Source organism: Streptomyces poonensis (assembly GCF_014650915.1).
In the GTDB taxonomy this organism is placed as follows: domain Bacteria; phylum Actinomycetota; class Actinomycetes; order Streptomycetales; family Streptomycetaceae; genus Streptomyces; species Streptomyces poonensis.
The window spans coordinates 218,529-237,781 of record NZ_BMVW01000010.1; the positions used below are offsets into that span (position 1 = coordinate 218,529).

Annotated in this window: 15 protein-coding genes, 1 tRNA gene and 1 pseudogene; 7 read left to right on the plus strand and 10 right to left on the minus strand. The window is 72.0% G+C overall.

Annotation, left to right across the window (positions count from 1 at the left end; genetic code table 11):
* Positions 1-76 precede the first annotated feature (76 nt).
* On the plus strand, positions 77-673 hold the full coding sequence (locus IE242_RS23930) for a histidine phosphatase family protein (RefSeq protein ID WP_189862565.1): 597 nt from the start codon (positions 77-79) through the stop codon (positions 671-673).
* 111 nt (positions 674-784) lie between these two features.
* Here the strand turns inward: IE242_RS23930 and IE242_RS23935 are convergent, their stop codons facing one another.
* Complete coding sequence (locus tag IE242_RS23935) at positions 785-2,218, minus strand: NsdA family TPR-like regulatory protein (protein ID WP_189862567.1); 1,434 nt, start codon at positions 2,216-2,218, stop codon at positions 785-787.
* Between the two features lie 342 nt (positions 2,219-2,560).
* Here IE242_RS23935 and IE242_RS23940 point away from each other — a divergent pair, with 342 nt between their 5' ends.
* Together IE242_RS23940 and IE242_RS23945 are read left to right on the plus strand one after the other, a co-directional pair.
* A complete protein-coding gene (locus IE242_RS23940; RefSeq protein WP_229859376.1) occupies positions 2,561-2,998 on the plus strand; it encodes a hypothetical protein in 438 nt (145 codons plus the stop codon).
* A gap of 75 nt (positions 2,999-3,073) precedes the next feature.
* On the plus strand, positions 3,074-3,952 hold the full coding sequence (locus IE242_RS23945) for a spermidine synthase (RefSeq protein ID WP_189862569.1): 879 nt from the start codon (positions 3,074-3,076) through the stop codon (positions 3,950-3,952).
* A 37-nt stretch (positions 3,953-3,989) separates the two neighbouring features.
* On the opposite strand, the gene IE242_RS23950 is transcribed toward IE242_RS23945, so the two are convergent.
* On the minus strand, positions 3,990-4,541 hold the full coding sequence (locus tag IE242_RS23950; RefSeq protein WP_373299575.1) for a hypothetical protein: 552 nt from the start codon (positions 4,539-4,541) through the stop codon (positions 3,990-3,992).
* A gap of 119 nt (positions 4,542-4,660) precedes the next feature.
* Between IE242_RS23950 and IE242_RS23955 the strand changes: the two genes are divergently transcribed.
* The 3 genes and pseudogenes from IE242_RS23955 to IE242_RS23965 all read left to right on the plus strand — a co-directional run bounded on the left by IE242_RS23955 (position 4,661) and on the right by IE242_RS23965 (position 8,363).
* Positions 4,661-5,365, plus strand: a complete 705-nt coding sequence (locus tag IE242_RS23955) for a response regulator transcription factor (RefSeq protein ID WP_189862573.1) — start codon at positions 4,661-4,663, stop codon at positions 5,363-5,365.
* Positions 5,362-6,781, plus strand: a pseudogene (locus IE242_RS23960) (HAMP domain-containing sensor histidine kinase). Before IE242_RS23955 ends, IE242_RS23960 begins: the two are co-directional and overlap by 4 nt.
* A gap of 118 nt (positions 6,782-6,899) precedes the next feature.
* Positions 6,900-8,363 carry a glycoside hydrolase family 18 protein gene (locus tag IE242_RS23965; protein ID WP_189862577.1) on the plus strand — a complete coding sequence of 488 codons (1,464 nt, stop codon included), beginning with the start codon at positions 6,900-6,902 and terminating at the stop codon, positions 8,361-8,363.
* Positions 8,364-8,450: 87 nt separating this feature from the next.
* On the opposite strand, the gene IE242_RS23970 is transcribed toward IE242_RS23965, so the two are convergent.
* The 6 genes from IE242_RS23970 to IE242_RS23995 all read right to left on the minus strand — a co-directional run bounded on the left by IE242_RS23970 (position 8,451) and on the right by IE242_RS23995 (position 16,820).
* Positions 8,451-9,785 carry an MFS transporter gene (locus tag IE242_RS23970; protein WP_229859352.1) on the minus strand — a complete coding sequence of 445 codons (1,335 nt, stop codon included), beginning with the start codon at positions 9,783-9,785 and terminating at the stop codon, positions 8,451-8,453.
* A gap of 282 nt (positions 9,786-10,067) precedes the next feature.
* Positions 10,068-11,774 carry a PucR family transcriptional regulator gene (locus IE242_RS23975; RefSeq protein ID WP_229859354.1) on the minus strand — a complete coding sequence of 569 codons (1,707 nt, stop codon included), beginning with the start codon at positions 11,772-11,774 and terminating at the stop codon, positions 10,068-10,070.
* Positions 11,775-11,918: 144 nt separating this feature from the next.
* Positions 11,919-13,358: a GH1 family beta-glucosidase gene (locus IE242_RS23980; RefSeq protein ID WP_189862579.1), complete on the minus strand. Its 1,440-nt coding sequence runs from the start codon at positions 13,356-13,358 to the stop codon at positions 11,919-11,921.
* A gap of 163 nt (positions 13,359-13,521) precedes the next feature.
* Positions 13,522-14,430, minus strand: coding sequence for a carbohydrate ABC transporter permease (locus tag IE242_RS23985; protein WP_030569460.1), 909 nt, complete (start codon positions 14,428-14,430; stop codon positions 13,522-13,524).
* Positions 14,431-14,442: 12 nt separating this feature from the next.
* Positions 14,443-15,456, minus strand: coding sequence for a carbohydrate ABC transporter permease (locus IE242_RS23990; protein ID WP_189862683.1), 1,014 nt, complete (start codon positions 15,454-15,456; stop codon positions 14,443-14,445).
* Positions 15,457-15,461: 5 nt separating this feature from the next.
* The gene (locus IE242_RS23995) at positions 15,462-16,820 is read right to left on the minus strand and encodes an ABC transporter substrate-binding protein (protein ID WP_189862581.1); all 1,359 of its coding nucleotides are present in this window, start codon (positions 16,818-16,820) and stop codon (positions 15,462-15,464) included.
* A gap of 409 nt (positions 16,821-17,229) precedes the next feature.
* On the opposite strand from IE242_RS23995, the gene IE242_RS24000 reads away from it, so the two are divergent.
* Positions 17,230-18,285 (plus strand): LacI family DNA-binding transcriptional regulator, encoded by a 1,056-nt coding sequence (locus IE242_RS24000; RefSeq protein WP_189862583.1) that lies wholly within the window; start codon positions 17,230-17,232, stop codon positions 18,283-18,285.
* A 114-nt stretch (positions 18,286-18,399) separates the two neighbouring features.
* Here the strand turns inward: IE242_RS24000 and IE242_RS24005 are convergent.
* Together IE242_RS24005 and orn are read right to left on the minus strand one after the other, a co-directional pair.
* Positions 18,400-18,472: transfer RNA gene (locus IE242_RS24005), tRNA-His, on the minus strand.
* A gap of 116 nt (positions 18,473-18,588) precedes the next feature.
* Positions 18,589-19,191 (minus strand): oligoribonuclease, encoded by a 603-nt coding sequence (gene orn, locus IE242_RS24010; protein ID WP_189862585.1) that lies wholly within the window; start codon positions 19,189-19,191, stop codon positions 18,589-18,591.
* Between the last annotated feature and the right edge of the window lie 62 nt (positions 19,192-19,253).

Below are 19,253 nucleotides of genomic sequence, written 5' to 3' on the forward strand. Positions count from 1 at the left end.
GCCCTGTGCAAGCGTGCGCGATGATGGCAGGGTCCGCCTCCGTTTTTCCCCTTCTCCCGGAAGGTTCCTCACGCACATGGCACCGCGCATCCTGCTGGCCCGGCACGGCCAGACCGAGTGGTCCCTGCTCGGAAGGCACACCGGCAGGACCGACATCCCGCTCCTGGACGAAGGGCGGCGCGGCGCCAAACTGCTCGGTGAGCGCCTGCACCGGGCCCCCCTGGACGGCCTCCCGGACGCCGAGATCCGTACGAGCCCGCTCTCCCGCGCGCGGGAGACGTGCGAGCTCGCCGGCTTCGGCGACCGCGCCACCCCCTGGGACGCGCTCATGGAGGTCGACTACGGCGCGTACGAGGGCCTGACGCCGAAGGAGATCCAGGACATCCGGCCCGGCTGGCTCATGTGGCGCGACGGAGTCCCCGAGGGCGAGACCCTGGAGCAGCTCGCCGTGCGCGCGGACGAGGTCGTCGACTGGGCCCGCTCCGCCGACCGCGACGTGCTGGTCTTCGCGCACGGCCACATCCTGCGGTCCATAGCCGCCCGCTGGCTGGGCTTCGATCTCGGCTTCGCCGCCCGCGTCCGCCTCAACCCCACGTCGCTGTCCGTGCTCGGGTGGGCCTACGGGGAGCCCGCCTTCGAGTCCTGGAACGACACCGGGCACCTGACGCTTTAGGCACGTGCCCGATGCCCGTCCCTGCGGGCGCCGGCCCCTATAAGCACTTGCCCCTATAGGCGCCGGCCTCTGCAGGCGCCGGCCTCTGCAGGCACCGGTCCGCGGGCCCCCTCAGGCGGGGCGCGGGAGTGTGGCGTGCCGCTCGAGGAACGCCGACACCCCGGACGCCCGGCGGTGCGGCAGCAACACTCTCGCCGTGCCCGCCAGCATCGTCTGGATACGGGAGGACTGGACCTCGTTCAGCAGGTCCAGCACCTCCATGCCGGTCGCGGCGGCCTCGTCGGGACAGCCCCCGCGCGCGAGGTCGTCGGCCAGCTCGGCCTTGTAGAGGGCGATGTTGCGGGTGAAGTGCGGATCCTGGAGACCGGCGGCGCGCCGGGCGTGCCGGGCCGCGCGCGTCCAGTCGCCCAGTGTCGACCAGCACTGCGCCTCCAGGCCCTCCAGCTCCGCCTCCCCGTAGAAGGTCATCCACTCCGGGTCGACGTCCGCGGAGCCGCGTTCGTACAGGGCCTGCGCGCGTGCCAGGGCCTGTTCGCAGCCCGCGCGGTCGGCGAGTCCCGCCCAGCCGCCCGCCTCCCGCAGCGCGAGCAGCGACATCAGCCGCGCCGAGCCCAGCGGCCGGGCCGCGCGCTGGGCCGCCTGCGCCGTCCGTACGGCCTCGCGCGGCCGGCCCGCGTCGCGCGCGAGGAACGCCGTGTTGCAGAACGCATGCGCCTCCAGCGCCGCGTCGCAGGTCATCCGGGCCGTCGCGAGCGCCTCCGCGTAGTGCGAGCGCGCGTCGTCGTACCGCCCCGAGTCGTGCGCCAGCCAGCCCACCGAGATGGCGAGCTCCCCCGCACCCGAGTACAGCCGGTCGGTCGCCGTCTGCCGGGTCGCCCCCGCGTCCAGCAGCGCGTACGCCGTGCGCAGGGGCGCCGCCGCTCTCCGGTACAGCCCGTCCGCCCCGTGCCGGTCGTCGAGCAGCCGGATCTTGCGCACGGCCTCCTCCAGCGCCCCCGCCTCCGACATGCCAGGCCGGTGGCCGGTCCGCTCCGCCGCCTGAGCGGTTCCGCCGAGCGCGAGGGGGCTCAGCGAGACGGCCGCCATCGTGGCGGTACCGCCGGTCATGAATGCGCGACGCCGCACGTCGCTCTCCTCGTGGTTCTGATACATCTCTTGCGTGTCGTACGGCGCGCACGCCCCGTCCGTCCCTTCTGGGGTGTGCGCGTGGATCTCGGTGTGAGCGGGGAGCGCCTCCTCGGTGGTGCGTGCGCCCCGGCCTCGCACCGCCGAGCGAGGAACGAACCCCAGGTCGGTCAGCGTGCAGCCGGGGAACATGTGCAGGAACACCCGTTCGTAGGCGTAGTTGGGACAGCGGATCTCACCCGACTCCACCCGTCCGATGTACCGGGCGTCGCAGCTGACCCGCTCGCCGATCTCCCGCGCGGCCCGTCGCACCGCCGCGGCGAACTCGGCCGGCGAACGCTGTCCGCGCAGTTTCCGGAAGGCGAGGTTCGGCCGCGGGGGCGGCGGGGACTGGGACGGGGTCACCGATGACGACGCCATGGGCGGGCCCTCTCTCACGTACCGTCGAACGGTGCCGGTCAGGTGGGGGGTTTGTCCGTGTGGAGCACGGCTCGTTCCCTGTGTCCGGCGAGGCAAGAACGTACCCGTCCCGTCGGCGCCACCACGCGAGGTTTGGCTACAAACCGGATATCTCATCCGCGATTTGCCATGAACTGCCATCCTGTGCAAAGCGATCCCGCCGTAGCCGATGACGCAGGGGCGCGTTGGGCAGGGTGCACCGGGAACCGTCCGGAATCCCGGACGCCGCTCGCCGGACGAGCCGGATGAGCCGGACGAAGGGGATGTTTGGTGGAGTCCGTCACGAAGGGCAGCGAACCGCGCATGCCGGCCTCCTGTACCGTCACGCCGGCCGCCCGCCCCTGGCCCGCCCCCGCGTACGGCTCGTCGTCCGCACAGCCCGCCTCCGCCTGTGATCTGGTGACGGTTCCGGTCCGGCAGGGGCTGGAGGCGGTCGACATCCTCCGCCGCGGCGCCGTCGACGCCCTGGGCGCCGATCCGCTGGCCGTGGGACCCGTCCTGCACGACGACGGCTGCGACACCCTCGGATTCCTCGTCCCGCCCGGTACCGCCGACGCGTGGGACGTGCCCGGCAGCACCTGCGTCCAGTCCGATGGACGCGGCGCGGTCCTCGTCCCCCAGGAGGGCGCCGACTGGCTGCTCCCACCCGGCGAGGCCGACCTCGCCACCGACCCGGCGGTCCTGCGCGCCGCTCTCGGTGAGGCGGCGCGGCTGATCGAGGCGGCGGACAACTGCCGGTAGCCGCCCCCGCCGCCTACGCCGGGCCCGGCGGGCCGCGGCGGCGCGGTCCCCGTGCCGGAGACCGATAATGGCGAGATGGGCAGAACGGGCAGGGGGCACAGGGCGCGGCGCGGACAGGCGGCCGCGGAGGCCGTCGTCGAGACGGTCGACGGAGGACTCGCCGAGCTGATACCCGACCGGGACCGGGCGCGCGCCTGGACCCTGCTGATCGACGGCGCCCCGCAGTCGCACGTCGACCTCGACGACCCGGCGTACCTCTCCTTCGAGTACCAGCGCCGCCTCGGCCACGTCATCGACCTCGCCGCCCCGCCCGGGCGGCCGGTGCACGCCGTCCATCTCGGCGGGGGCGCCCTCACGCTCGCCCGGTACGTCGCCGCCACCCGCCCCCGCTCCACCCAGCAGGCCGTCGAACGCGACGCCGCCCTCGTGCGGTTCGTCCGCCGCGAACTGCCGCTGGACCCGAACGCCCGCATCCGGGTACGGGCCACCGACGCCCGTGAAGGGCTCGCCAAGGTGCCGGACGGCTGGGCCGACCTGATCCTCGCGGACGTGTTCAGCGGGGCGCGCACGCCGGCGCACCTGACGTCGACGGAGTTCCTCACCGAGGTACGGCGCGCGATGCGGCCCGGCGGGGTGTACGCGGCCAACATCGCCGACGGCCCGCCGCTCGCCCATCTGCGCGGCCAGATCGCCACCGCCGCGGCCCTCTTCGCCGAGTCGGCACTGATCGCCGATGCGGCCCTGCTACGGGGCAAACGTTTCGGCAACGCCGTTCTCGTCAGCTCCGACGGGCCGCTGCCGATCGCCGAACTCACCCGCCGGTCCGCCTCCGACCCGTATCCCGCGCGCGTGGAACACGGTAGGTCCCTCACCGACTTCGCGGGCGGGGCGGTGCCCGTGACGGACGCGGCCGCGGTGGCCTCACCGGCACCGCCGCCGTCCGTCTTCCACTGACGGCGGTGGTTGCGGGGGCCTCGAGGCTCAGTGGCCGTCAGTAGTCGTTGATCTCCACGCGCGGCGCGGTGTCGTGCCAGGTGCAGAACACCGACACCCGGTCCGCGCCCGAGACGAACTCCACGCGGATCCACGTCTCCGTCTTCCACACCTGCATCGACCAGCCGGCGGCGGGAGTGGCGGAGACCAGGGTCGCGTACGTCCCGGCGAGCGAGAAGACCACCCGGCCGCCCTCGGTGTCGTAGCCCTCGACCTGGCCGGACGCGGCCGGAGCGGCTGCGGGGGCGGGCTTCTCGGCCGCGGGCGAGGACGAGGACGGGGAAGGGGGCGGCGCGGAGGGCGAACTCGGCGGCGGGGTGCTCGCGCGGTTCCGGGCGGGTTTCTCCGTGCTGGGCGAGGGCGCCGGACTGGCCGTCGCGGTACCCAGTTCGGAGTCCTGGGCCGTCGCGTCGCCCGCCGCGATGGGCAGGGCGCGCGGCGGGTCGTACGCGGTGCCGGACATCACCGTGTGGACGCCCCACCACGACAGCGTGACCGCCGCGCCCGTGGCGAGCAGCCAGGCGAGTACGTGTACGAATCCTCTGCGCATCGCGGCCATATTGCCTCACGAGTCACACCAGTGTCCTCCGTCGCCCACCGGTCGCCGCAGGTACCGAAGTTGTCCACAGGCTCCGACCGGTGTCGCCCGTATGGCGTACGGTGCCGCCCATGGCAAGTGTGCTCGTGGTCGAGGACGACCAGTTCGTACGCTCGGCGCTCATCCGGCAGCTGACAGACGCCTCGCACACCGTGCGCAGTGTCGGCACGGCCCTGGAAGCGCTGCGCGAGGTCGCCCACTTCTCCTTCGACGTGGTCGTCCTCGACCTCGGGCTGCCCGATCTCGATGGGTCGGAGGCGCTGAAGATGCTGCGCGGGATCACCGACGTCCCGGTGATCGTCGCCACCGCGCGGGACGACGAGACGGAGATCGTCCGGCTGCTCAACGCGGGCGCGGACGACTATCTGACCAAGCCGTTCTCGGTCGAGCACCTGTCCGCGCGCATGGCCGCCGTGCTGCGCAGGGCCCGGGCGGGCGGCGGCGAAGCGCCCCCGTCGACGGTGATACGGGTCGGCGGTCTCGCCATCGACCCGCTGCGCCGCGAGGCGGAACTGGACGGCGTACGACTCGACCTGACCCGGCGTGAGTTCGACCTGCTCGCCTTCCTCGCCGGGCGGCCCGGTGTGGTCGTCCCGCGCCGGGAGCTGCTCGCCGAGGTGTGGCGGCAGTCGTACGGGGACGACCAGACCATCGACGTCCATCTGTCCTGGCTGCGGCGGAAGCTGGGCGAGACGGCCGCGCGCCCGCGCTATCTGCACACCCTGCGGGGCGTCGGCGTGAAGCTGGAGCCGCCGAGAGCGGAGCCGCTGCCATGAGGTGGGCGCTGGTCAAGGTGTGCGTGGCGGTCACGACGATGGTCGTGGTCGCGTTCGCGGTACCGCTGGGGCTGGTCATCAAGGAGATGGCGCGCGACCGTGCCTTCGCAGGCGCCGAGCGCGAGGCCGCCGCCGTCGCCCCCGCGCTCTCCATCACCACCGACCGGGACGAGCTGGAGCGGGTCGTCGCCGCCGCGGGCTCGGACGGGGACGAGGGGATGGCCGTGCACATACCGGAGGGTGGCGGCCAGCAGGCCCTCGACATCGGCCCGCAGCGCGCGTCGGACGAGGACATAGCCACCGTGCGCGAACTCGGGCGCGCCTCCACCACGGAGGTGCCCGGCGGTTCCACGCTGCTCCAGCCGACCGCGCTCAGCTCCGGGGAGATCGCGGTCGTCGAGGTCTACGTCCCGGAGTCCGAGGTCAGCAATGGCGTCGGCACGGCCTGGGCGGTGCTCGCCGCGGTGGGTGCCGGGCTGATCGTCGGCTCCGTCGCGGTGGCCGACCGGCTCGGTGTGCGCATGGTGCGGCCCGCGCAGCGCCTGGTCGAGGGCGCCCGCGAACTGGGGGAGGGGAAGCTCGGGTCACGGGTGCCCGAGGAGGGGCCCAAGGAACTCCGGCTGGCCGCGGTCTCGTTCAACTCCATGGCCGACCAGGTGGTGCAGCTGCTCGCCAACGAACGGGAGCTGGCGGCCGACCTGTCGCACCGGCTGCGGACACCGCTCACGGTGCTGCGGCTGAACGCGGCCTCGCTGGGCGAGGGCCCGGCCGCCGAGCAGACCCGGGCCGCCGTCGAACAGCTGGAGCGCGAGGTCGACACCATCATCCGTACGGCGCGGGAGGCCAAGCCGCAGACGGCGGCGCCCGGACCCGGGGCCGGCTGCGACGCGGCCGAGGTCGTCCGCGAGCGCATGGCGTTCTGGTCGGCGCTCGCGGAGGACGAGGACCGCAAGGTGCGCGTCGCCGGTGTGGACCGGCCGGTGCGCATACCCGTGGCCCGAGCCGATCTCGCCGCCGCGCTCGACGCCCTGCTCGGCAACGTCTTCCGGCACACCCCCGAGGGCACGGCCTTCGCCGTGGACGTGCACAACGGGGAGGACGCGGTGATCGTGCTGGTCTCGGACGCGGGCCCCGGGATAGCCGACCCCGAGGCGGCCATGGCGCGCGGGCGCGGCTCGGGCAGCGACGGCTCGACCGGACTGGGCCTCGACATCGTGCGGCGGCTCGCCGAGTCGACGGGCGGTGACGTACGGATCGGGTCCTCGGTGCTGGGCGGCACGGAGGTGCGGATCTGGATACAGCTCGACGGCCGGGCGGGGACGCCGGGCCGGCGCGGGCACCGGGGGGCGGTGCGGCGGCGTGGTCGCAGCGGCGCCCTGGCCCGACAGCTTTAACCGCTTCCGATCCCTCCCTTAAGCGCGCCCTAAGATCACCGACGGCCGCCCGGAACAAGCGAATTGCCCGGTTCCGGATCGCTAGCGTGCTGCCGCAATCCCCAGGAACAGCGGCAACGGCGAGGACGGGCAGACACGCGATGAGTACGCACCGGCGCAGGATCAGTGGCAGGAACAAGGTGATCGGCACGCTCGTCGCCGCGGTCGTGGCGGGCGGCGCGGCCGTCGCGTTCACCGGGAGCGCGCAGGCGGCGGGGGTCGGTGCGGCGTACACGCGGACCAGTGACTGGTCGACGGGCTACACCGCGCAGTACGTGATCACCAATGACGGTGACGCGGTGAAGGGTGACTGGAGGCTGGAGTTCGACCTGCCGTCCGGCTCCACGCTGAGCTCGCTGTGGAACGGCGAGTCGAGCGTGAGCGGGCAGCACGTCACCGTGCAGGCGCCCGCCTGGGACAAGGACGGGCTCGCGGCCGGCGAGTCGGTGACCGTCGGCTTCGTGGTGAACGGCACCGGAGACCCCTCGGGCTGCCGTATCGACGGGGCGAGCTGCTCCGTGGACGAGGGGGCGACGCCCGAGCCGAGCGGCCGCCCGACGGACCCGGCACCGGAGCCGACCGGGAGCACCGAGCCGACGGCCGCGCCCACCGAGGAGCCCACCGAGGAGCCCACCGCGGAACCCACCGGGAACCCGGGCGAAGGCACCACCACCGGCGCCGGCTTCGCGCCCTACGTCGACACCTCCCTCTACCCCGCGTACGACCTCCTCGCGAGCGCGCGGGCGACCGGCGTGAAGGAGTACAACCTGGCCTTCGTCACCGACGGCGGCGGCTGCACCCCCAAGTGGGGCGGCGTGACCGACCTCGGAAGTGACGCGGTCGCGGCCCAGATCGGGGACCTCAGGGCGCAGGGCGGCGACGTCCGGGTGTCCTTCGGCGGTGCCGCGGGCTCGGAGCTGGCGCTGAACTGCTCGTCGGCGGACGCGCTCGCGGCGGCGTACGAGAAGGTCGTCAGCGCGTACGGCCTCACGAAGGTCGACTTCGACGTGGAGGGCGGCGCGCTGCCGAACACGGCGGCCAACACCCGCCGCGCGCAGGCGATAGCCAAGCTCCAGGCCGACCACCCCGACCTGGACGTGTCCTTCACCCTCCCCGTCATGCCCGAGGGCCTGACCCAGGACGGGGTGAACCTGCTGGCCGACGCCAAGGCGAACGGCGTCGGCATCGACACCGTCAACATCATGGCGATGGATTACGGGGCCGCGTACAGCGGTGACATGGGCACGTACGCCGAGCAGGCCGCCACCGCCACCCAGGCGCAGGTCAAGGGCGTGCTCGGCCTCTCCGACAGCGCGGCCTGGAAGGCGGTCGCGGTCACCCCGATGATCGGCGTCAACGACGTGACGACGGAGATCTTCAAGGTCGAGGACGCCACTCAGCTGGTCGCCTTCGCCAAGAGCAAGGGTCTCGGCTGGCTGTCCATGTGGTCGGCGACCCGTGACAAGCAGTGCGCGGGCGGTGCGAAGCCCGCGGTGGACGCGACGTGCAGCTCGATCGTCCAGGAGGACGGGGCGTTCGCGAAGGCGTTCGCCGCGTACAAGTAGCCGGTGACCAGTCTCTGATCGCGTGCACCAGCGCCCCGGCCGGTATCTCCCCATCCGGCCGGGGCACGTCACGTACGGCGAGCGACCTCAGACCTCGTCCAGCTCCCGCTCCTTGGTCTCCGGCAGCGCCAGGATGCACACCAGCGACAGCAGCGCCATGGCGCTCATGAACCAGCCGCCCACCGAGGGGCTGTAGTTCTCCGCCAGCGCCGTCACGATCAGCGGCGCCGCCGCACCGCCCAGCACGCCGCCGAGGTTGTACGAGAACCCGGCGCCCGAGTAGCGCATCTTGGTCCCGAACAGCTCCGGCATGTAGGCGCCGGCCGGGCCGTAGATGATGCCCATACAGAGCAGGGCGCCGCTCAGCGCGACGGCGACGAGGACGTAGTTCTCGGTGTCCAGGAGCGGGAAGAGGACCGCGCCCCACACCACGCCGAAGGCCGCGCCACCGATGATCAGCTTGCGCCGGCCGACGCGGTCGGACCAGCGGGCGACCAGGTACGTCGATATCGCGAGCACGGCGACGGCGACCAGGGTGAGGGCCAGCATGTCGTTCTTGGGGATGCCGAGCGTGTCGGTCGTGTACGTCATGCAGTACGTGGCCGCCGTGTAGAACATCACATAGACGACCGTGATCATGCCGGCGCCGAGCAGCATCTCCTTGGGGTGACGGCGGAACGCCTCGGCGAGCGGGGCCTTGGCCGTCTCGCGCTCCTTGGTGACCTTCTCGAAGGCGGGCGTCTCGGCGATCCGCAGCCGGATGACCAGGCCGACGGCGACGAGGACGAAGGAGATCAGGAAGGGGATGCGCCAGCCCCAGCTCTCGAACGCGTCGTCGTCGAGCAGGGCCGACATCAGCAGGAAGGTGACGGTGGCGGCGAAGTAACCGGCCGGGGAGCCGAGCTGGGGCGCGGCCGCGTACAGTCCGCGCTTCTTCTTCGGCGCGTGCTCCACGGCGAGCAGCGCGGCCCCGCCCCACTCACCGCCCAGGCCCAGGCCCTGGACCACCCGGAGCAGCACGAGCAGGATGGGAGCGGCGATGCCCAGCGTGTCGTACCCCGGGAGCAGGCCGATCAGACCGGTGGAGATGCCCATCATCAGCAGCGAGACGACCAGGACGGCCTTGCGTCCGACGCGGTCGCCGTAGTGGCCGAAGATCGCGGCGCCGAGCGGCCGGGCGGCGAACCCGACGGCGAACGTGGACAGGGTCGCGAGCGTGCCCGCCGTCTCGGACAGGTCGGGGAAGAAGGCCTCGTTGAGGACGAGGGCGGCGGCCGTTCCGTAGATGTAGTAGTCGTAGAACTCGATGGCCGTGCCGATGAAGCTGGCCGTCGCGATCCTGCGCATGCCCTTCGGGGACTCGGCGGGCTGGGTGCCGTCGGCCGGGGCCGATGCGGAGGCACGTGGGGCTGATGGGCTCATGAGCTGCTCCGGGAAGCTGGGTGAGGGGCCGCCGGGGGACGGCCGGACATGGCTGCGGAGCCGACCACGGGGTCGGCCGCGGGCCGCGCGGGATACAGGGGTTCGATACGGGGGTTCCGTCCCAGAGCGGGAACGGAAGGCGAATGTAAGGCGACGTCCCGTGGCCGTATCTCGTCCGCCCGGACAGCGATTCCCGGAGTTTGCTGTCCGCGCGGACGACGCGCCCGGCGCGGAACGGCGCCGAGCGGTGCGGAACGGCGCCGAGCGGTGCGGGGCCTGGGCTCAGTCGGCCGCGTTCACCGGGAAGGGCCTTCCCAGTCCCTCCGTGCCCTCCGCGCCCTCCACGAGCCTGAGCTGGATCATGGCCGCCAGCCGGTGCTCCGGATCGTCCAGGTCGATCCCGGAGAGCGCGACGGCCTTGCGCACGCGGTAGCGCAGGGTGTTGGGGTGCACGTTCAAAGCCTTGGCCACGGATCCCACGTCGCCGAACGCGTCCAGGTACAGCCGCAGCGAGCGCGCCATCTCCGTGCCGTGGGCGGCGTCGTGGGCGACCAGCGACGTCAGGCCGGGATGCCGGACCGTACCGTGGCCGGCCAGCAGCTCCAGGACCTCGCGCACCAGCAGCGACGAGGTGAGCCCGCTGTGCGTGCCGACCGCGCGGTCCGGCGTGCCGGCCAGGATCTGCAGGCCCTGATGACCGCGCAGCTTGACCGCGGGGATGTCCTCCAGCCGGGCCGCCGTACCGGCGACGACGGCCTGCACGGGCGTACGCGTGTACTGGCGCAGCGCGGTGACGAGTTCCGTCGCCCAGCGCACGAGGGCGCTCTCGGAGGCGTCACCGCCCGCCGCCGAGCCCGCCGAGCCCGGTGCCTCCGGCAGCATCGCGTAGATCTGCCCGCAGGCCTGCGCGACCAGTGCGTTCCTGCGGTAGGCGGCCGCGTGCACCGCCACGATCGAGGCCGCCTCCGCCAGCCGCGCGTCCCGTCCGGTGCCGTCCCCCCACGCCCGGTCGTCCCGCAGGTCGACCGCGACGACGGACGCGCCGGACGCCGGGGCCACCCCCAGGTGCCCGGCGAGCGCCGCGGTGTTGAACCGCCCGGTGAGCAGCCCGTGGGCGAGATCCTCGCGGGACCTCAGCCGGGCACCGGAGTCGCCCCGGTAGTAGTGGTCGACGAGCTGGGCACCGGCGAGCCGGGCGGCGCCGCGCAGCGCCCGCTCCGCGCCCGGGGCCAGCGGCCGGTCGCCCTCCTGGAGCCATATCGTGCCCAGCGGCCGCGTGCCCGCGTTGATGCCGGCCACCAGTCTGCGCCGGATGCCCTCCTCGGGCCGCGCCTCGACCTCGACCACCTCGTCGCCCCGGCGCACCCGCTGGTAGACGCCCCACTCGCGGAGCAGCGCCAGATAGGGCTCCGGGCAGTTGCGCCCGAGGATCGAACGGCGCCGCAGCTCGTCGGCCTCCTCCCCGGGCCCGGCGTACGCCATCACCCGGTGCGCCGTGTCCTCCACACTGACCAGGCCGTGGGTGAGCGAGGCCACGGTCTGCGCCAGCGAGTACAGGTCGCCCCGCCGGTCGGCGCCGCCGCCCCGGACGATCATCTCCCGGCGCGCCTCGGCCTCGACCTTGTCCCAGCGCAGCCCCGCGGGAACGCCCAGCACGGCGACGCCCGCGGCCCGGGCGGCCGCCCGTACCTCGCCGGGCACCCCGTCGTCGATCCGCACGGCGACGCCCGCGGCCCCCGCCGCGCCCGCCGCGGTCACCAGATCCGCCGCCGCGGCACCGCGCAGACCGACCGCGAGGACGAGCATCCCGGACATGCCCACGACGGAGTCGCCGGGCTCGGCGATGATCACGTCGGTGATCTCCCCCGTGCCCTCCGCCACCAGCACGGCCCCCAGCGCCCCGGCGATCCGTCCCAGCGTGGTCCCACCCGGAGACATTCCCTCCGGAGCGGTCCCGCCGCCACGCCCGCCCTCATGGTCCTCGTTCATGGGCTCAGGGTAGGCAGGCATCCTGTGGCGCTCCGCGGGGGTGGGGACCGGACGGCCGGGGCGCGGCACCCCCCCTCGTGGTGCCGCGCCCCGTACCCCTCGACGGGACCCCGCCGCGCCGGATCCGGCAGGGCCCCGCCCGTCTCACTCCGACGTCTCCAGCGGCGGCAGCGCGCCGGTGCGGGCCAGCCGGCCGTACCAGAGGGCGCTCGACTTCGGCGTACGGGCCTGGGTCGCGTAGTCGACGTAGACCGCGCCGAACCTCTTCTCGTACCCGTACGCCCACTCGAAGTTGTCCAGCAGCGACCACTGGTAGTAGCCGCGGACGTCGGCGCCCTCGGCTATCGCGCGGCGCACCGCCCGCAGATGGCCGTGCAGATAGGCGATCCGCTCCGGGTCGTGGACCCGGCCCTCCGCGTCCGGCTTGTCGTCGGCGGCGCAGCCGTTCTCCGTGATGTACAGCGGCAGGCCCGGCACCTCGCGCGTCCACCGCATCAGCAGTTCGTGCAGGCCCGTCGGGTCGATCGTCCAGCCCATCACCGTGCGCTCGCCCGGAGTCTGGTGGAACCGCACGTCGTCGGCGCCCGGCCAGGGCGAGTGCTGGCTGTTCCCGTGCCCGTCCGCGCGCGGGCCCGCCGCGTCGCCGTCCCCGGCCGAGATCAGGGTCGGGGTGTAGTAGTTGATGCCCAGCGCGTCCAGCGGCTGGTGGATCAGCGTCAGGTCGCCCTCCACGACGAACGACCAGTCCGTCAGCGCCTTCGTCGTCGTGAACAGGCTGTCCGGGTACGCGCCGTGCAGCATCGGGCCGTGGAAGACACCGTTGCCCAGGTCGTCGATCTTCTTCAGCGCCGCCTGGTCCGCGGGGTCCTCGGAAAGGGCCCGGAACACATGGGTGTTGAGGCTCACCCCGATCGCGTTGCGCGGAGGCATCACCGCGCGCAGCGCCGACGTACCGAGGCCGTGCGCCAGGTTCAGGTGGTGCGCGGCGCGCAGCGCGGCCACCGGGTCCGTACGGCCCGGCGCGTGCACGCCCGACCCGTAGCCGAGGAACGCGCTGCACCACGGCTCGTTGAGCGTCATCCAGTTCTCGACGCGGTCGCCCAGCGCCTCGCCGACGATCCCCGCGTACTCGGCGAAGCGCATCGCCGTGTCGCGCTCCGGCCAGCCGCCGGCGTCCTCCAGCTCCTGGGGCAGGTCCCAGTGGTAGAGGGTGACGGCGGGCTTGATGCCCTTGTCCAGCAGCTCGTCCACCAGCCGGCGGTAGAAGTCCAGGCCGCGCTGGACGGCGGGACCCCGGCCCGTCGGCTGCACCCGCGACCAGGACACCGAGAAGCGGTACGCGTTGAGCCCGAGCTCCGCCATGAGCGCCACGTCGTCGCGGTAGCGGTGGTAGTGGTCGACAGCGATGTCACCGTGGTCGCCGCCCGCCGTCTTGCCCGGCGTATGGCTGAAGGTGTCCCAGATCGAGGGAGTACGGCCGTCCTCCCGTACCGCGCCCTCGATCTGGTACGCCGAGGTCGCCGCGCCCCACAGGAAGGCGGGAGGGAAGGTCACCGGGGTCACCGGGTTAACGGAATCAGGCATGGAAGCGCTCCCATGAGGGCAGGACGGGGTCGGGGAGACCGATGGACGGTGGAGGGGGAAAAGTGGAAGGGGGACCGGGCGGCGGATGAAAAGGTGGCAGGGGGCCGCGGCAGGGGGCCGCCGGCGCGGGGCCGGAGCACGGCGGCCCGGCCCCACGTGGGGGTCAGCCCTTGACCGCGCCCTGCATGATGCCGCCCACGATCTGCTTGCCGAAGATCGCGAAGACCAGCAGCAGCGGCAGCGTGCCCAGCAGCGCACCCGCCATGATCAGGGACTGGTCCGGGGTGTAGCCGCGGCCGAGTCCCGCGACCGCGACCTGCACGGTCGGGCTGCCGTGCTGCGTCAGCACCAGGAACGGCCACAGGAAGTCGTTCCAGGTCTGCACGAACATCAGCATGCCGAGCACGGCCATCGCGGGCCGCGCGGCGGGGAACACCACGTGCCACACCACGCGCCAGCTGCTGGCGCCGTCCATGCGGGCGGCCTCGATGATCTCGTCCGGCAGCGCCTGCAGCAGGTACTGCCGCATGAAGAACACACCGAACGCGCTCACCAGCGACGGCAGGATGACCGCCTGGAGCTGGTCGGACCAGTCGAGCTTGGCCACCATCATGTACAGCGGGATGACGCTGAGCTGCGGCGGCACCATCATCGTGCCGACCACGATCAGCATCGCGGCGCCACGGCCCTTGAACTTGAGCTTGGCGAAGGCGAACCCGGCGATCGTCGACAGGAAGACGATGGTCGCCGCGGAGACGCCCGCCACGAACGTGGTGTTGATGAAGGCCTCGCCGAGGTTGGCGTCGTTCCAGGCCAGGTCGAGGTTGTTGAACAGGTTGGAGCCGAACCAGAACGGCGGCGGGTTCTGCGCCAGCCGCTGGTTGTCGCGCGAGGCGGCGATCGCCGTCCACACCAGCGGGAACAGCGAGCCGATGGTGAACAGGGCGAGGATGATGTAGGCGACGGGCCCCGCGTGCATGTGCCCGCCCGCGCGCGCGGACTTGGGACCGCGCCCGCGCTTTTTGGGCTCGGGCGGCGTGTCCACCGGGGACTTCGTCAGCGTCGTCGTCACGGCCGGTCCTCCTTAACTACTGGCGCGCAGCCGGCGCGAGATGACGGAGTTGGCGATCCCGATGACGATGAGGATCAGGAACATCGTCCAGGCGATCGCCGAGGCACGGCCCAGGTGCTGGTTGACCCAGCCCTGCTCGTACAGGTACAGGCCGAGCGTCTGGAACTGGTGCGTCGAACCGCCGGACGCGCCCTTGTTCGCGTCGAACAGCAGCGGCTCGCCGAACAGCTGGCTGGCGCCGATGGTCGACACGACGACGGTGAACAGGATCGTCGGCCGCAGCGAGGGCAGCGTGACATGGAGGAACTGCTGCCAGCGGTTGGCGCCGTCCAGGGCCGCCGACTCGTACAGGTCCTGCGGGATCGCCTGCATGGCCGCCAGGTAGATCAGCGCGTTGTAGCCGGTCCAGCGCCAGATGACGATCGACGACACGGCGAACTGCGAGGCCCAGGTGTCGTTCTGCCAGTCGATGTTGTCGATGCCGACGAAGCCCAGCGCCCAGTTGATCATGCCGTAGTCACGGCCGAAGAGCAGCACGAAGACCAGCGACGCGGCGGCGATCGACGTCGCGTACGGGGCGAGCATGATGACCCGGTAGAACGTCGAGCCGCGCAGCTTGTAGTTGAGGATGTGCGCCAGGCCCATCGCCATCAGCAGCTGCGGCACCGTGGAGATGATGCCGATGGTCAGCGTGTTCTGCGCCGCGTTCCAGAAGAACTCGTCGTCGAAGATCCGCGTGTAGTTGCGCAGGCCGACCCACGACATGTCGGTCGGCGCGGTCAGCTCCACCTGGTGCAGCGAGGCCCAGGCGGTGTAGATCAGCGGGAACAGGCCGAACGCCGCGAACAGCAGGAAGAACGGCGAGATAAACGCGTACGGGCTCCATTTGATGTCCCGCTGCCAGCGGCGGGAGAGCCGGGCGCGCTTCTTCGCCGCCTCCGCGGAGACGGGGCCGGCCGAGGAGCGGCCAGGGGCCGCGCCCCCCTCCTTCACGGGGGGCGCGGCGGTGTCATGCCTGGTTGACATCTCGGTCACTTGTCCAGGTTGTTGTCGATGGTCTTCGTGGCCGTCTCCCAGGCCTCCTCGGGCGACTTGCCCTGGGCCACGAGGATCACGCCGTTGTCCGTCAGACCCTGCTGGATGATCTGGTCCTTCGGGCCGATGGGCTGGTTCGGGACGTCCTCGGCGGCCTTGGCGAAGAACTCGCCGATCGGGGCGTCACCGGTCAGCTCGTTCTTGGCGCCCGTGACCTGCGGCAGCTCGTACGCGCCCGGGGCGCTCGGGAAGCTGCCCTGCTTCGCGAACAGCTTGGCCTGCTGCTCGGGGGCGGTCAGCCACGCGACGAGCTTCGCCGCCTCCTCGGTGTTCTTGCCCGACTTGGGCACGGAGAGGAAGGTGCCGCCCCAGTTGCCGGGCTTGGGCGCGGAGGCCACGTCCCACTTGCCGAACGACTCCGGCTTCGACTTGCCCATGATGGTGCCGAGCATCCACGGCGGGCAGGAGACCGCGGCGAACTTGCTGTTGGCGATCGTCGTGTCCCAGGCGGGCTGGAACTGCGTCTGGTTGCCGGTCAGCCCGTCCTCGGCGGCCTCGGCGGTGAGGTCGAAGGCGTCCTTCACCTTGGGGTTCGTCTTGTAAGTGACCTCGCCGGAGGCGTTGTAGAACTTCTCCTCCTCACTGCTGAGGATGGCGTTGATCAGACCACCGGGGGAGTCCAGGAAGGTGGTGCCCTCGGGCGCCTTCTTCTGGTAGTCCCGGCCGACCTCGACGAGCTTCTCCCAGCTGCCCGCCCAGAGCTTGCTCACTTCCTCGCGGTCGGTGGGCAGCCCGGCCTTCTCGAAGAGGTCCTTGCGGTAGCAGATGGCCATCGGGCCGACGTCGGTGCCGAGACCGATGGTCTGCCCGTCCTTGGTGGTGGCCTGCTTCCACTTCCAGTCCAGCCAGTTGCCCGACTCGACGCCCTCCGCCTTGGACAGGTCCATCAGCTTCGAGGACTGGGTCTCCACGACCTCGGCGATGTTGCCGACCTCGACGGCCTGGATGTCCTGGAGGCCGCTGTTGGAGGTGAGGCGGTTGACGAGAGCCGGGTAGTAGTTCTCGTTCCGCTCGACGACGGTCTCGGCGATCTTGATGTCCGGGTTCAGCTTCTCGTACTCGGCGTAGAGACCGGCCTCCTTGAACCCCTGGGTACCGAAGAGGCCCAGGGTGATCGTGGTCTTGCCCTCGCTGTCGCCCGACGACGAGTTGGAGCCCCCGTCGCCGTCGTCGGCACAGCCGGCCAGCAGCCCGGCGCCCAGCGACACCACGGCCGCGACCGTCATCGCCCGGCGGACGGCCGGGATGCCTCTGCCCTTACGAAGCCCGGAGTGGGGGAGGGTACGTGCTCGCATTGCGTCCTCCTGTTGCCCTGACGTGCCGACCCCCCGGCCAACTGCGTTGTTGGACCCGTTTGTTCATGCTGCGGCTCGGGCGGGGAACGTGCGGGATGTTTATGTGTCAGGTACCGTGGGAGCGCTCCCACAAGTGATTGGTTGAAGGGTGGCCGGTTCGTGCGGGGGTGTCAAGGGAATGGACGCGGAGACTTGTCTTCGGTTATCGGCCTGTTAACTAAGAGGGCGGGCATCGGCCGGGGCATCACGCGGCGCAACAGGGGAGTCCCCGGAAAGTCACCGCGAGTTCAAAGAGTGGCGGGGTGACGGTCCGCAGACGGGTCCGTGGAGCCGCCGGGGCGCTCCCGCACGTCGTACGGAAGTCGGGACTGTTAGATTCCACGCCAGCGCGGTGTGACAGGAGGCGACCATGGCAGGCCACGGAGGGCGAGGCCGGAGCGGCCGGAGGCCGACCCTGGAGGAGGTCGCCGCCCGGGCCGGTGTCGGCCGGGGCACGGTCTCCCGGGTGATCAACGGCTCGCCCCGGGTCAGTGACGCGACCCGCGCGGCGGTCGAGGCGGCGGTGGCCGAGCTCGGCTATGTGCCGAACACGGCGGCCCGTGCGCTCGCGGCGAACCGCACGGACGCGATCGCCCTCGTGGTGCCCGAGCCGGAGAGGCGGTTCTTCACGGAGCCGTACTTCTCCGACATGCTCCGGGGCGTGGGCGCCGCACTGTCGGACACCGAGATGCAGTTGCTGCTGATCTTCGCGGGCAGCGACCGGGAGCGGCGCCGGCTGGCCCAGTACCTGGCGGCGCACCGGGTCGACGGCGTGCTGCTGGTCTCCGTGCACGCCGACGACCCGCTGCCCGACCTGCTGGGCCAGCTGGAGATCCCCGCGGTGATCAGCGGTCCGCGCTCGGAGCGTGAGACGCTCCCGTCGGTGGACTCGGACAACTACGGCGGGGGCCGCTCGGCCGTGGAGCACCTCCTCGAGCGCGGCTGCTCGACGATCGCGACGATCACCGGCCGCCTCGACGTGTACGGCGCCCAGCGGCGTATCGACGGCTACCGGGACGCGCTGCTCGACGCGGGCCACGAGGTGGACGAGCGACTGATCGCGTCGGGTGACTTCACGGAGGAGGGCGGCCGCCGTGCGATGGCCGAGCTGCTCGCGAGCTGCCCCGGCCTGGACGGGGTGTTCGCCGGGTCGGACGTGATGGCGGCGGGCGCCCGCCAGGCGCTCCGCGAGGCCGGCCGCCGCATCCCGGATGACGTGGCCCTGGTCGGATACGACGACTCGGCGATCGCCCGGCACATGGATCCGCCGCTGACCAGCGTCCGCCAGCCCATCGAGGAGATGGGCCACGCCATGATCAGCCTCCTCCTGGACGAGATCGCCGACCAGCGTCCCGCGGTGTCGCGGGGACTGGAGCGGCGCCAGGTGGTGCTGCCCACGCAACTGATGACGAGGGCTTCGTCCTGAGGGCCGGCGACCGGCCGGGATCTGCTGCCCCGCCCGGTCGGCCGGGCCGCGGTCGTCGCGTGACACACACGATGAAGGGCCGACCCGCTCTCGGGTCGGCCCTTCATCGTTCAGGGTGAGTGACGGGACTTGAACCCGCGACATCCTGGACCACAACCAGGTGCTCTACCAGCTGAGCTACACCCACCATGACCGGCGGTTCTCCGTGCGGTTCACCGACCGGCCGAGAAAAAGTGTACAGGGTCCGAAGGGGTGCTCGCGCCCGGCTTTGTGCGAGGCCGGGCCGGGCGCCGTCCGCCCGGGCTACTGCGCGGGCAGAACGTGTTTCGCGGCGATCGCCCGCGCGGTGTCCGAGTCGGGTCCGGGCTGGGGGACGAAGACGGCCTCGCGGTAGTAGCGCAGCTCCGCGATCGACTCGCGGATGTCGGCGAGCGCGCGGTGGTTGCCGTTCTTCTCGGGACTGTTGAAGTACGCCCGCGGGTACCAGCGGCGGGCCAGCTCCTTGATCGAGCTGACGTCCACGATCCGGTAGTGGAGGTAGCCCTCCAGGGTCGGCATGTCACGGAGCAGGAAGCCGCGGTCCGTACCGACCGAGTTGCCGCACAGCGGGGCCTTGCCCGGTTCCTTGACGTGCTCCCGGATGTAGGAGAGGACCTGCTCCTCGGCGTCCGCGAGCGTCGTGCCGTTCGGCAGCTCCGCCAGCAGACCCGACGCGGTGTGCATCTGCCGCACCACCTCGGGCATCGTCGTAAGGGCCGAGTCCGGGGGGCGGATCACGATGTCCACACCCTCGCCGAGCACGTTCAGCTCCGAGTCGGTGACCAGCGCGGCCACCTCGATGAGAGCGTCGTCGGACAGCGAGAGCCCGGTCATCTCGCAGTCGATCCACACCATGCGATCGTTCATGTGTCTCACCTTACGGCCCGGCCAAGCCGTACGGCCCGGTCGTGCACCCGGGGGACCGGGTG